This window comes from Acidaminococcus fermentans, from assembly GCF_009696675.1.
In the GTDB taxonomy this organism is placed as follows: domain Bacteria; phylum Bacillota; class Negativicutes; order Acidaminococcales; family Acidaminococcaceae; genus Acidaminococcus.
Map to the genome: position 1 here is coordinate 89,430 of NZ_VULN01000001.1, position 13,085 is coordinate 102,514.

The window sequence follows — 13,085 nt, forward strand, 5'->3', positions numbered from 1 at the left end:
CCTCTTCACTGGATTTCCTCGTCCAGCTCCAGGAGGGTCCGGTAAAGCACTTCTCCGCCCCGTTCCACGTCTTCGGCCGGAGTGTATTCCTGACCGCTGTGGCTGATGCCTTTGTGGCTGGGGATGAACAGCATGGCTACCGGGATCCGGTGAGCGATGGAATCGGCGTCGTGGCCGGCGCCGCTGGGCATCACCTGCCAGGTGGCTCCCAGGCTGTCCGCCGCTTTTTCAAAGGCTTCCATCAGCTTGGGGTCGCAGACGGCGCTGTCCTTGTAAATCAGCTGTTGGATGGTGAACCGGCCGTCCGGAATCAGTTCGGTGGCCGCCTGGATCTCCCGGATCAGTTCGTCGGTGTACTGCCGGTCCACATTCCGCATTTCAAAGGTGCAGGTGACCTTCCCAGGGACCACATTGGCCGCATTGGGCCAGCACTGGATCTTCCCGGCGGTGAACACCAGGCTGTGGCCGATTTTCCGGCAGGCGGCGTCGGCAAAGACAATAAGCTTGGCCATGGCCACCATGGCATCCTGCCGGTCCTCCATGGGAGTGGTCCCCCCGTGGTTGCTCTGGCCTTCTGCAGTCACCAGGTACCGGACGATATTGGAAATACCGCTGACGATACCCAGCTGGACACCGTCCTTTTCCAGTTTGCCTCCCTGCTCGATGTGGGTTTCCAGGTAGCAGGCCGCATCGGAAAAGTCCCGACGGCAGGCCAGGATTTCCTCCACCCTGCGGCCGAACCCTTCCAGAGTTTCCTTGAGAAGGGGCTGGTCCGGGTCCGTAAGCCCCGCCAGGGCCCGGCTGCCGAAGGTGCCTCCCAGGGGGCTGGCTTCTTCCCCGTTGAAGGCGTACACCTCCACCGTGTGCCGGAGCCGCCGGCCTTCTTCCTGCAGACGCTGGACACAGCCGATAGCCGCCGCCACCCCGTAGGCCCCGTCGTAGAGGCCCCCGGAAGGCACCGTATCCAGATGGGACCCCATAAGGATGTGCCTGGCGTCCGGGTCCGTCCCGGGCAGCACGGCCCGCAGGTTCCCGGCAGCATCCCGGCTGGTGGAAAGCCCCGCCTTTTGCAGCAGATTTTCCGCCGCCTCCAGGGCCTGGAAGAATTCCGGGCTGTACAGCCGGCGGGTATAGGACCCATCGGGATTTTTCCCGAAATGGGCAATGGTTTCAAGGATGTCCATGATCCGTGGCATGGTGTGATTCCCTCCTTTTTTGTCAATGGTCAAGGGCAGTCGGAAGCCAACCGCCCCAGGCGTTTGGCCTGAAGAGAAACGCAGCTGACGCTGCTAACCCACCACCATTGCGCAGGCGCAATGGTCCCCCGCCCTTGAAAAGGGGCGGATAAATTGCACAGCAGGCTGAACGCCCTTGTGCATAAAGCAGCGGGCGCAGCCCCAAACGGTATATCCGTCCTTTCTAATGGCAGGAATACGCTTCGTCAGGCCGACGCCCTGGTGCATAAACCAACGGGGCGCAGCCCCGAACGTATATCCGCCCTTTTCAAGGGCGGGGGACCGGCCGCTAGGCCGGTGGTGGGTTAGCAGCCTACGGCTGCGTTTTCCTTCAAAGGAACCTGCCCCCCCGCAGGTTCCTTCCTGCTTCCAGTGACAGGGGCTGTTGCCCCTGCAACAGCCCCTCTTTTAAAACAGCTCGATCTGGTCCGTCTTGGGCATCCCTTCCAGGACACCCAGGTCTTCCAGGATCTCCACGTTGCTGGTACTGATCTTGGCCCGGTTCCGCAGGTCTTCCTGGGAAATGAAGGGGCCTTTTTTCCGGGCCTCCACGATCCCTTCCGCGGCCACGCCCCCGATGCCTCCAATGGCACCCAGAGGCGGCAGCAGCCCGTGTTCCGTCACCAGGAACTTGTGGGCGTCGGATTTGTACAGGTCCACATCATCAAAGGTGAAGCCCCGTTCCAGCATCTCCACACACAGTTCCATGTAGGTGGCCGTATCCTTGTCGTTCACCGAGGCCTTGGTGCCCTGGGCGTTCACGTTCTGAATGAACCGCTTCATGTAGTCCAGGCCCTTGTGGACCAGGGTGAAGTCGAAATGGGGAGCCCGGACCGTAAAGTAGGCGGCGTAGAACTCCTTGGGATGGTGCACCTTGCAGTAGGCAATCCGGTAGGCGCTGAGCACGTAGGCCACGGCATGGGCCTTGGGGAACAGGTACTGAAGGGTGGTACAGGCCTTGATGTAGAAATCCGGGATGTGGGCCTTTTCGAAGGCTTCCAGCTGGTCCGGTTTGAACCCTTTCTTGTGGGCCTTCCCTTTCCGGCTCCATTCCATGATCCCGAAGGCCATGCTGGGCTCCATGCCCTTGTTGATCAGCCAGTTCATGATGTCGTCCCGGGTGGAAATGGTGTCTTCCGTGGGGGTCCCGCTTTTGATCAGGTCCTGGGCATTGTTCAGCCACACATCGGTGCCGTGGGAATACCCGGAAATACGCAGCAGGTCGGAAAAGTTCTTGGGCTTTACGTCGGAAATCATCTGGCGTACGAACCGGGTGCCGCATTCAGGCACCCCGTAGGTGGCCACGTCCGTACCGATCTGCTCCGGGGTCACCCCCAGGGATTTGGTGGACAGGAACAGTTCCATGGTGTCCGGATCCCCGATGGGGATGTTCCGGCAGTAGTCCTCTCCCAGCATCCGGTCCAGCATCTTGATCACCGTAGGATCATCGTGGCCCAGGATATCCAGCTTGACGATCCGTTCGTCAATGGAGTGGAAATCGTAATGGGTGGTGATGGTGCCGCAGCTGGGATCATCCGCCGGATAGGACACGGGGGTGATGTAGTGGACATCCAGGTTCCGGGGGATAACCACAATGCCCCCGGGATGCTGTCCGGTGGTCCGTTTCACCCCGGCCAGTTTGGGGATCAGCCCTTCGATGAAAGCGGTCCGTTTGGGCTCCCCGCGGGTTTCGTAGTACTTCTTGATGTACCCGTAGGCGGTCTTGTCCTTGATGGTGCCCAGGGTACCCGCCCGGAACACATTGTCCCGGCCGAACAGTTCTTCGGTGTATTTGTGGGCCCGGGGCTGGTATTCCCCGGAGAAGTTCAGATCGATATCCGGCACCTTGTCCCCGTGGAACCCCAGGAATACGGCAAAGGGGATGTTGTGCCCGTCCCGGATCATGGGAGTCCCGCATTCGGGACAGTTCTTTTCCGGCAGGTCGAACCCGGACCCTACGGACCCGTCCGTAAAGAATTCCGTATGGTAGCAGTGAGGACACCGGTAATGGGGCACCAGAGGATTCACTTCCGTAATGTTCAGCATGGTGGCCACAAAGGAGGACCCTACGGAACCCCGGGACCCTACCATGTACCCGTCGTCGTTGGATTTTTTCACCAGCAGATGGGCGATGTAGTACAGCACCGAGAACCCGTTGCCGATAATGGAAGACAGTTCCTGCTTCAGCCGGTCCTCCACGATTTTGGGCAGCTTGGGCCCGTACCATTCGTGGGCCTTGGCATAGCTGAGGGATTCCACTTTTTCCTTGGCACCGGGGATGGTGGGCGAATACAGCTGGTCCCGGTCGGGCACCGGTTTGAAGTGCTCCACCTGGCCGCTGATTTTGTTGGAGTTCTCCACCACCACTTCATAGGCCCGGTCCCCCAGGTAGGAGAATTCCTCCAGCATCTCTTCGGTGGTCCGCAGATACAGGGGCGGCTGTTCCTCGTCGGGATAGCCCATCCCCGCCTGGAGGATCTTCCGGGCCAGGGCGTCTTCCGGATTCAGGAAATGGACGTCGCAGGTGGCCACGGTCAGTTTCCCCAGTTCGTCCCCCAGGGCCAGGATCTTTTTGTTGATGGCCTGGAGGTCTTCCACGGTCTTGATCTCCGGGAACCGGGGATCCCGGATCAGATAGTTGTTGTTGCCGGTGGGCTGGATTTCCAGGTAATCGTAGTAGGAGGCGATTTCCCGGAGTTCGTCTTCCGGCACCCCTGCCAGAATGGCCCGGTACACTTCCCCGGCAGCACAGGCGGAGCCGATGATCAGCCCGTCCCGGTACTGGTCCAGGAGCCCTTTGGTAAGCCGGGGCCGCTTGGGTTTGCCCCCGAAATACTGCAAATGGGACAGGGACACCAGCCGGTACAGGTTCCGGAGACCTTCCACATTTTTGGCCAGGAGGATGATGTGGTAGTTCTTCTTGTCTTCCCGGCTGTGGCACAGGTACCCTTCCACCCCGTAGATCAGCTTCAGTTCCCAGCCATTCTTTTCCTTCAGGGCTTTGGCTTCGTCATAGGCAAATGGGAAGGCCTGGACCACCCCATGGTCCGTCAGGGCCAGGGATTTGTGGCCCCAGCGCACGGCGGTGTCCACCAGTTCCTTGATGGGGGTGAGCCCGTCCATCTTGCTCATTTTGGTGTGGCAGTGGAGCTCCACCCGTTTCACGTCCGCCTTGTCTTCCCGGCGTTCCACCGGTTCCTGCATAATGCCTTTGACCCCCACCATCACCAGTTCCGAGTTGGCGTACTTGTCCACGGTGATGTTCCCCTGGATCTTCACCAGGGATCCTTCCGGGATCTTTTTCTGGAGATCGGCACATTCCTTCATGTTCTTTTTCGGGTCGTTCCCCTCGTTCCGTTCCCCAAACCGGATCTTGGCAAAAAGCCCTTCGGTATCGTCACTGAGCTTGATGGTGAGCATGACGGCTCCCGTCCGGAGTTCCCGTACATCGAACCCCACCACGGTGCCTTCCACCACCACATTGTTCTCTTCTTCCACCACTTCCGCCATGGTCCGGGCCTTTTTGGTGATTTTCCGGCCGTAGACCACTCCGTCGGTCCGGTTCCCGCCGCCCCGGCTGGCTTCCACCGCTTCCAGGGCCTTCAGGTATTCCTCGCTCTGGAAGAAGTCGTCCTCCTGGGGCTCCTCTTCCGGCTCTTCCGGTTCCGGAGGCAGGGGGATTTCCTCATCCTCCAGACAGGGAGCCGCCACCTGGTCCGCATTCACGTTCACGAAGGTCACCTGGGCAACAGAACAGGCAGCGGCCAGCTTTTTCGCCACCGCTGCCAGTTCCTGCTGTTCCAGAGCCGTCGCTGCCGCATCGTAGGAGATCTTCCAGGTATTCCTGGCTTCATCCACTTCCACGTACCGGATGGGAAAGGTTTCCACACAGTGCCGCTGTTCCGGGCTCAGGTCCAGAGTGACCATAAAGTCCAGGAACACGTGTCTGTTGGGTACGATCTTATAGCAACTTGCGCTCATTCCAACCTCTTTGTTCCTTTGTCAGTCATCCACCAGGACGACCTTTTTCACCGCTTCGGCGTTTTCCAGTCCGCTGATGATGGCATTGGCATTGTAATATTTGCCGATTTTCACCAACAGATCCACTTCGATCACACTCCGCTGGGGATCATTCCGGATCCCCAGGATCCGGGTCTTGATGTTCCGTTTCTGGAGATACTCCATAACGTCCATCATGCTATCCGGATTTTTGCTCAGGATCACATGGAGCTTGCACCGGGTGGGTTTCCCCGCCGGAAGCACCTTCTTTTCCAGCCCCCGGATCAGGATCAGGGTGATCAGGGCGATCCCAGTGGCAAAGATGCCCAGGGCCATCATGCCGCAGCCCACTGTAAGGCCGATGGCCGATACGATCCACAGACTGGCGGCGGTGGTAAGCCCCTTGACGGTGAGCCCTTCGTGGAGAATGGTCCCGGCCCCTAAAAAGCCGATGCCGCTGACCACCTGGGAGGCGATCCGGGAAGGATCCCGGGCCTGGGGATGGCCGTCGATGCCGTAAATGGACACCACCATCAAAAGGGCGGAACCGGTGGCCACCAGCACATGGGTCCGCAGCCCCGCCGGCCGGTCCCCGCTGCTCCGTTCCAGACCGATGAGCCCGCCCAGGAACGCAGCCATCAGGATCCGCAGGGTAAGCTGGGCCAGCATTCCGTTATCCATGCCTTTGTCTCCCTTCCTGGATTGTTACCGGTCAACGGTCAGCAGGCCTCCACTGGCCATTGACCGTTGACAAAAACAGTGATTACAGCGCCTTGTCCAAAATGTCCCGGATGGCCTGGATCCAGTCTCCTTCGAAGGACACGTCGGCCATTTCGCCGCTGCACCGGAGCTTGGTTTCCATAGCGCCCCGCTTCATGGTCTTGGGTCCGATGACGATCCGCAGAGGGCAGCCGATAAGGTCCGCATCCTTGAACTTCACCCCGGCCCGTTCGTCCCGGTCATCCAGCAGGGTGTCGATGCCGGCAGCGTTCAGGGCATCGTGGACTTCCACAGCCTTCTGCCAGCTTTCTTCATCCTTTACGTTCATGGCCAGCACCATCACCTGGTAGGGGGCGATGTTTTTGGGCATGATGATCCCGTCTTTGTCGTGGTGCTGTTCGATGGCAGCAGCCAGGGTCCGGCCCACGCCGATGCCGTAGCAGCCCATGACCAGGGGATGTTCCTTTCCGTCCACGTCCAGATAGGTGGCATGGAGGGCTTCACTGTATTTGGTGTTCAGTTTGAACACCTGGCCCACTTCGATGCCCCGGGCTTCCTTCAGATGGCCGTCACAGTGGGGGCATTTGTCCCCGGCCACGGCGGTGCTGATGTCCGCCACCTGGGTGTACACGAAATCCCGGGAGGGTTCCGCATTCACATAGTGGACGTCCTTTTCGTTGGCCCCGCAGCACACATTGTGCATGTTCATCACGGAATGGTCGATGAGGATGATGGCCTTGTCCTTGTCAAGGCCGATGGGTCCCATGAATCCGGGCACCGTGCCGGCTTCCCGGATCAGGTTGTCGGGAGCCATGTCCACTTCGTTGCAGCCTACGGCGTTCACCACTTTGGTGTCGTTGACTTCCTTGTCCCCCCGGACAAAGCACAGCACCAGTTTCCCTTCGTCGGTGACAAAGGCCACGGCCTTCACGCTTTTTTCCACAGGAGCCTTCAGGAAGCTGCACACGGCTTCAATGGTATTGCACCCAGGGGTTTCCTTCTTTTCCAGTGCTTTGGGTTCTTCCGCAGGAGCTGCGATGGCGGCACATTCGGCCTTTTCCACGTCGGCGGCATAGTCGCAGGTGTCGCAGTACACGATCCCCGCTTCCCCGCTGTCTGCCAGGGCCATGAATTCATGGCTGCCCTTGCCGCCGATGGCCCCGCTGTCCGCTTCCACCGGCCGGTAATCCAGGCCGCACCGGGTGAAGATCCGGGAGTAGGCATCGTATTCGTCCTGGTAGGATTTGTCCAGGCCTTCCATATCCTTGTCAAAGGAATAGGCGTCCTTCATGATGAATTCCCGGCTGCGCATCAGCCCGAACCGGGGGCGCTTTTCGTCCCGGAACTTGCTCTGGATCTGGTACAGGGTCACAGGCAGCTGCCGGTAGCTCCGCAGGTCGTCCCGTACCAGGGTGGTCACCAGTTCTTCGTGGGTGGGCCCCAGGCAGAAGTCCCGGCCGTGCCGGTCTTTCAGTTTGAACATTTCCGCCCCGTAAGCCGGCCACCGGCCGCTTTCCTGCCAGATTTCAGAAGGCTGGACAATGGGCATCATGATTTCCTGGGCGCCGGTGGGGACCATTTCCTCCCGGATGATCTCTTCGATCTTCCGCAGGCTCCGCCAGGCCAGGGGCAGATAGCTGTACAGGCCGCCGGCCACCTTCCGGATGTATCCGGCCCGGAGCATCAGCTTGTGGCTTTCAATGACGGCTTCTGCCGGTACCTCTCTGAGAGTGGGTGCATACAATTGGGAAACGCGCATGTTTACAACTTCCTTTCGTCTATGATCTTGTGGATTTCTTCAAACAGCTCTTCAACCAGCCGGTCTTCCGGCACTTTCCGGAGGATCTCTCCTTTCCGGAACAGCAGGCCTTCGCCTTTGCCCCCGGCAATGCCCACATCGGCTTCCCGGGCTTCTCCCGGCCCGTTCACCACGCAGCCCATGACGGCTACGGTAATGGGATCCGGGATCTCTTCCAGACGGGCTTCCACTTCATGGGCCACTTTTTCCAGGCTCCAGCAGGTGCGCCCGCAGGTGGGGCAGGATACCAGGGTAGGTCCATGCTGGCGCAGGCCCAGGGATTTCAAAATCTCGAACCCGGCATCGATTTCCGCCAGGGGATCCCCGGTAAGGGAAACCCGGATGGTGTCCCCGATGCCTTCCGCCAGGAGGGTACCGATGCCCACGGCACTTTTAATAAGACCGCTGTGGATGGTCCCGGCTTCGGTGATCCCCACATGGAGGGGATAGTCACACTCTTTGGCCATGAGCCGGTAGGCCGCCAGGGTCAGGGGCACATCGTGGGCCTTGAGAGAAATGACGATATTATTATAATCCATCTCTTCCAAAATATGAATATGGCGCCAGGCGGCTTCCACCAGAGCTTCCGCCACAGGGTGCCCGTATTTTTCCAGCAGGTCCCTGGGCAGGGAACCGGCATTCACCCCGATCCGGATGGGCACCTGCCGCTCCCGGGCAGCAGCCACCACTTTTTCCACCCGGTCCCGTCCGCCGATGTTCCCCGGGTTCAGCCGCAGGGCGTCCACCCCGCTGCGGAGGGCCTCCAGGGCCAGCCGGTAGTCGAAATGGATATCGGCCACCAGGGGGATGGCGATCTGTTTCCGGATTTCTTTCAGGGCCTGGGCCGCTTCCAGCGTGGGCACGGCGCACCGGATGATTTCACAGCCCCGTTCCGTCAGCCGGTGGATCTGGTCCACGGTGGCGGCAATGTTTTCCGTCTTGGTATTGGTCATGGACTGGACGGCCACCGGATGGTTCCCTCCAATGGTGACGCTGCCAATGGTTACTTCACGGCTTTTTCTTCTTTCCATATTCCCTCCTACTGCAGCAGATCATGCATGGTGGCGAAAATGGTCAGGGCCACGATGCAGGCCACCCCGATCATCTGGATGATTTCCTTGGCTTTGGGCGCCAGGGCATGGCCCAGGAGCCCTTCCACCACCAGCACCAGGAACTGGCCTCCGTCCAGGGCCGGGATGGGCACCAGGTTCAGTACCGCCAGGTTCAGGCTCAGGAAGGCCATGAACTCCAGATAGGGCACCGCCCCCTGGGCCGCCACGTCTCCTGCCATATGGGCCACACCGATGGGCCCGGCGATATCCGCCCGGACCTTCCCGGTGATCATCTTCCGCAGCCCGTCCACCATGGCCACGGTGGTCTTCCCTACGGCCAGGCCGGCAGTCTTCAGGCTTTCCCAAAGAGACAGCTGCCGGTGTTCCAGGGGAGGCCGGACCCCGATCAGGAACCGCTTGGATTCCCCGTCGAACCGGGGCTGGAGAGTCAGGGTCATTTCCCGGCCGTCCCGCCTGATCACCACTTTCCCTGGTTTGGGGCCGTTCTCCTGGACCAGGCTGTTGATGTCATTCCATTTCTCCAGTTTCCGGCCGTTGATGCTCACCAGCCGGTCCCCAGCCTGGAGCCCGGCAGCGGCTCCCGGGTATCCTTCCATCAGGGACCCTACCACCGGCTTGTTCACCGGCAGGGTCAGGCCGCTGACCGCAAAGATCCCGAAAAACAGCAGGAAGGGCAGCAGGAAATTCATGAAGGGCCCGGCCAGGATCACCAGCATCCGGGCCCACAGGGGCCGTCCGTTGAACCCCCGGGGAGTCACTGCTTCTCCCGGCTCCATGCCGGCGATCCGGTTGTACCCTCCCAAAGGGCACAGCCGGAGAGAATACAGGGTCTCCCCCACTTTTTTCTGGATCAGCTTGGGCCCGAAGCCGATGGAAAACTCCGTCACCAGCATACCGGTGCCCTTGGCCGCCAGAAAATGGCCCAGTTCGTGGACCGTAATCAGCACACCGAACAGTACGATGGCTGCCAGTATCGTTGTCAAAACACAATCCTCCTACACTCCCTGGGCAACCAGGGCTTCTGCCTTCTGCCGGGCCAGACGGTCCGCTTCCACAATGGTTTCGTACCCGTCCACTTTGGCCGGCACCGTTGCATCCAGCACCTTTTCGATGAGATCAGCAATGTCCAAAAAGGACAGCCGGCCTTTCAGGAATGATGCCACCGCCACCTCATTGGCGGCGTTGAAGGTACAGGGCAGGGTGCCTCCCTGTTTCCCGGCGGCAATGGCCAGGGCCAGGGCCCGGAACACTTTGGTGTCCGGTTCATAAAAAGTCAGAGGCCCGGCCTTCACCAGGTCCAGCTGGTCAAAGGCCACCGGCCACCGGTCCGGCCAGCTGAGGGCGTACTGGATGGGCAACTTCATGTCCGCCACCCCCAGTTGGGCCATCACGGCCCCGTCACTGTATTCCACCAGGCTGTGGACGATGCTCTGGGGATGGATCACCGGCACGATCTTTTCGTATGGGGCGTCAAACAGCCAGTGGGCTTCGATCACTTCCAGCCCCTTGTTGGCCAGGGTGGAGGAATCGATGGTCACCTTGGTGCCCATGGTCCAGGTGGGATGATGGAGGCACTGCTCCACCGTCACGTTCTGGAGCTCTTCCCGGGTCTTTCCCCGGAAGGGGCCCCCGGAGGCGGTCAAAAGGATCCGTTTCAGGTCCTTGTGGGCGTTCCCCTGGAGGCACTGGAAAATGGCACTGTGTTCGCTGTCCACGGGAGTCAGCCGGACCCCGGCCTTCTTCACCGCTTCCATCACCAGGCTGCCGGCGGCCACCAGGGTCTCCTTGTTGGCCAGGGCGATGTCCTTCCCGGCCCGGATGGCCGCCAGGGTGGGCTGCAGGCCTGCGTATCCCACCATGGCTCCCAGTACCGTATCCGCCTGGCTGCAGGTGGCTGCGGCCATGATCCCTTCAGGACCGGCGAGGATTTCCGTAGGGCCCTCATACCGTTCTTTCAGCCTGCGGGCCGCTTCCGGATCGGACAGGGCTGCCAGGGCCGGATGGAATTTCCGGATCTGGGCTTCCAGCAGCTGGTCATTTTTATGGGCCGCCAGGGCCACCACCCGGATCCGTTCCGGATTGGCCGCGGCCACTTCCAGGGTCTGGGTACCGATGGACCCGGTGGACCCCAATACTGCAATGTTCTTCATGGCAACCTCCTTCAGCCCAACAGGACCAGGGTGATGAAATAATAGGCAAAAGGCACCGAGAAAATCAGACTGTCGCACCGGTCCAGCACGCCCCCATGGCCGGGGAAGAAGTTGCCGGAATCCTTGATGTCACAGGACCGTTTCAGGATGCTTTCCACCAGGTCCCCCAGAGGGGCAAAGAACCCGATGCCCACCCCCAGGAGCAGCACCGGCACCAGAGGATACTGGAGCCACAGGCTGCCCAGGAGCCAAACGGTGGCCACACAGCCCAGGAACCCGCACAGGGCTCCTTCCCGGGTCTTTTTGGGACTGACTTTGGGCAGCAGCTTGGTCTTCCCGAAGGCCCGTCCCCCGAAATAAGCAAAGGTGTCACTGGCCCAGGTGGCGAACATCACCGTCCACAGCAGAGCTTCCCCCAGGCTCACCTGGCCCCAGAGGGGAATGGTGTGGACGGAGCCAGTGAGCTCCCGGAGCAGGATGAAATGGGCAAAGGGCAGTCCCAGGTACACCAGGGCCATGCAGGTAAGGCCGGTGTTTTCCGGAAAATGGCCCTGGGCGTACAGATACAGCCCTTCCAGCATCACCAGGAGGGAAAACAGGGTCACCAGGGGCAGCAGCCATCCCGGCTGCCCCAGGCCCGCTGCGGCGATCAAAAGCGCCGTGCCCGCAAGCCCGGTGGCCCGGTACACCTGGATCCCGTCCCGGGTGAGCATATTCCGGTATTCCCGGAAGCCCACCAGCCCCAGGATCAGCACCCCCAGGGCAAACAGGAGACCTCCCATTTTGATCAAAAACAATGCAATGGGGATGGCCACAAGGGCCGTCCGTATTCTCTGTCCCATGTTCTGCGCCTCTTATTTCTGATTCAGGCCGCCAAACCGGCGGTCCCGTTTTTCATAACTGTACACTGCTTCCGTCAGCAGCTCTTCGGTAAAGTCCGGCCAGAAAACAGGGGTGGTCCAGAATTCCGAATAAGCGATCTGCCAGAGCATGAAATTGCTTACCCGCAGGTCTCCTCCGGTGCGGATCAGAAGATCCGGTGCCGGCAGGCCCCGGGTATACAGGTGTTCTTCGATGGTCTTTTCATTTATGGCATCCGGAGACAGGGTCCCTGCCTGGACGGCCCGGGCGATGTCCCGGACGGCGTCCACCATTTCCCGCTGGCCTCCGTAATTGATTGCAATGTTAAGGATGATCCCCGTGTTGTCTTTGGTGACTTCCAGGGCATGGTCCATTTTTTCCTGGACAATGGCAGGCAGCCCTTCACGGGATCCCATGAAACGGATGCGCACATTGTACTGGTTGAATTCTTCCAGTTCACTGGTAAGATACTGACACAACAGATCCATGATGAACCGGACTTCCGTCACCGGCCGTTTCCAGTTTTCCGTGGAAAAGGCGTAGACGCTGAGGGCTTTGATGCCCAGATGATCGGCAAATTTCACGATCCGCCGCAGGGTACGGGCGCCGGCTGCATGGCCGAAGGTCCGGGGTTTCCCCTGGGCTCTGGCCCACCGTCCGTTGCCGTCCATAATGATGGCCACATGGCGGGGGATCAGGTCGGGCTGAAGCATGGAGGTATCCACCCCGTCGATTTCGGGGATGGGCTCCGGTTTGGAAGTGAGGCCTAAAAGTTTTTTCAGCATTGGCATACCCCTATAAAAAAATTTGCGCAGCCTGCTTACGCGGGCTGCGCAACAACGCCAGAAAGCTTATTCAGCTTTGATAGCGCCTACCGGGCAAGCGCCGGAGCAAGCATCGCAATCGATGCAGCTGGCTTCGTCAACCTTGTACTTGCCGTTGTCTTCAGCGATTGCACCTACCGGGCAGGTCCCAGCGCAGGAACCGCAGCCGATGCATTCGTCTTGGTTAATTTTGTGTGCCATTGGTCAGTACACCTCCCTTCGAATTTGCAACCAACAATAATTTGTAATGTATGGTCAGACAGGACGGTCTGCTTAAGGACATAAGCAGATTCATCTTGCCAGACTTGCGCAGGATGGTGAATAGAAGGTTCCGCCCGTACGATCCTGGCCTGCCAGCCTGCCGCCTCCAGCTTTTTCAGAGCCAGGGCCAGGGGCCGTGCCAATACGTCGGGGGCCTGGGAAGC

Annotated in this window: 10 protein-coding genes; all 10 read right to left on the minus strand. The window is 60.1% G+C overall.

The annotated features are described in order from the left end of the window. Positions 1–5: 5 nt before the first annotated feature. Positions 6–1,196 (minus strand): Zn-dependent hydrolase, encoded by a 1,191-nt coding sequence (locus FX155_RS00395; RefSeq protein ID WP_154487306.1) that lies wholly within the window; start codon positions 1,194–1,196, stop codon positions 6–8. Positions 1,197–1,643: 447 nt separating this feature from the next. Further along, positions 1,644–5,216: a PolC-type DNA polymerase III gene (locus FX155_RS00400; protein ID WP_022487004.1), complete on the minus strand. Its 3,573-nt coding sequence runs from the start codon at positions 5,214–5,216 to the stop codon at positions 1,644–1,646. Positions 5,217–5,237: 21 nt separating this feature from the next. After that, complete coding sequence (locus tag FX155_RS00405) at positions 5,238–5,915, minus strand: MgtC/SapB family protein (protein ID WP_022487003.1); 678 nt, start codon at positions 5,913–5,915, stop codon at positions 5,238–5,240. A gap of 82 nt (positions 5,916–5,997) precedes the next feature. Further along, positions 5,998–7,713, minus strand: coding sequence for a proline--tRNA ligase (locus tag FX155_RS00410; RefSeq protein WP_154487308.1), 1,716 nt, complete (start codon positions 7,711–7,713; stop codon positions 5,998–6,000). Positions 7,714–7,715: 2 nt separating this feature from the next. Then, positions 7,716–8,783 (minus strand): flavodoxin-dependent (E)-4-hydroxy-3-methylbut-2-enyl-diphosphate synthase, encoded by a 1,068-nt coding sequence (gene ispG, locus FX155_RS00415; RefSeq protein ID WP_022487001.1) that lies wholly within the window; start codon positions 8,781–8,783, stop codon positions 7,716–7,718. Between the two features lie 8 nt (positions 8,784–8,791). Further along, positions 8,792–9,808, minus strand: a complete 1,017-nt coding sequence (gene rseP, locus FX155_RS00420) for an RIP metalloprotease RseP (protein WP_022487000.1) — start codon at positions 9,806–9,808, stop codon at positions 8,792–8,794. Positions 9,809–9,820: 12 nt separating this feature from the next. Continuing rightward, a complete protein-coding gene (locus FX155_RS00425; RefSeq protein WP_022486999.1) occupies positions 9,821–10,975 on the minus strand; it encodes a 1-deoxy-D-xylulose-5-phosphate reductoisomerase in 1,155 nt (384 codons plus the stop codon). 11 nt (positions 10,976–10,986) lie between these two features. Next, complete coding sequence (locus FX155_RS00430) at positions 10,987–11,817, minus strand: phosphatidate cytidylyltransferase (protein WP_022486998.1); 831 nt, start codon at positions 11,815–11,817, stop codon at positions 10,987–10,989. A 12-nt stretch (positions 11,818–11,829) separates the two neighbouring features. Beyond that, the gene (locus FX155_RS00435) at positions 11,830–12,621 is read right to left on the minus strand and encodes an isoprenyl transferase (protein WP_022486997.1); all 792 of its coding nucleotides are present in this window, start codon (positions 12,619–12,621) and stop codon (positions 11,830–11,832) included. A 66-nt stretch (positions 12,622–12,687) separates the two neighbouring features. Beyond that, positions 12,688–12,861 carry an indolepyruvate ferredoxin oxidoreductase subunit alpha gene (locus tag FX155_RS00440; protein ID WP_075579919.1) on the minus strand — a complete coding sequence of 58 codons (174 nt, stop codon included), beginning with the start codon at positions 12,859–12,861 and terminating at the stop codon, positions 12,688–12,690. Positions 12,862–13,085 lie beyond the last annotated feature (224 nt).

What these genes read in the sequence shown, in the direction of transcription:
- FX155_RS00395 (WP_154487306.1), bottom strand. Translation starts at nt 1,196, where the DNA reads ATGCCACGGATCATGGACATCCTTGAAACCATTGCCCATTTCGGGAAA.
- FX155_RS00400 (WP_022487004.1), bottom strand. Translation starts at nt 5,216, where the DNA reads ATGAGCGCAAGTTGCTATAAGATCGTACCCAACAGACACGTGTTCCTG.
- FX155_RS00405 (WP_022487003.1), bottom strand. Translation starts at nt 5,915, where the DNA reads ATGGATAACGGAATGCTGGCCCAGCTTACCCTGCGGATCCTGATGGCT.
- FX155_RS00410 (WP_154487308.1), bottom strand. Translation starts at nt 7,713, where the DNA reads ATGCGCGTTTCCCAATTGTATGCACCCACTCTCAGAGAGGTACCGGCA.
- ispG (WP_022487001.1), bottom strand. Translation starts at nt 8,783, where the DNA reads ATGGAAAGAAGAAAAAGCCGTGAAGTAACCATTGGCAGCGTCACCATT.
- FX155_RS00425 (WP_022486999.1), bottom strand. Translation starts at nt 10,975, where the DNA reads ATGAAGAACATTGCAGTATTGGGGTCCACCGGGTCCATCGGTACCCAG.
- FX155_RS00430 (WP_022486998.1), bottom strand. Translation starts at nt 11,817, where the DNA reads ATGGGACAGAGAATACGGACGGCCCTTGTGGCCATCCCCATTGCATTG.
- FX155_RS00435 (WP_022486997.1), bottom strand. Translation starts at nt 12,621, where the DNA reads ATGCTGAAAAAACTTTTAGGCCTCACTTCCAAACCGGAGCCCATCCCC.
- FX155_RS00440 (WP_075579919.1), bottom strand. Translation starts at nt 12,861, where the DNA reads ATGGCACACAAAATTAACCAAGACGAATGCATCGGCTGCGGTTCCTGC.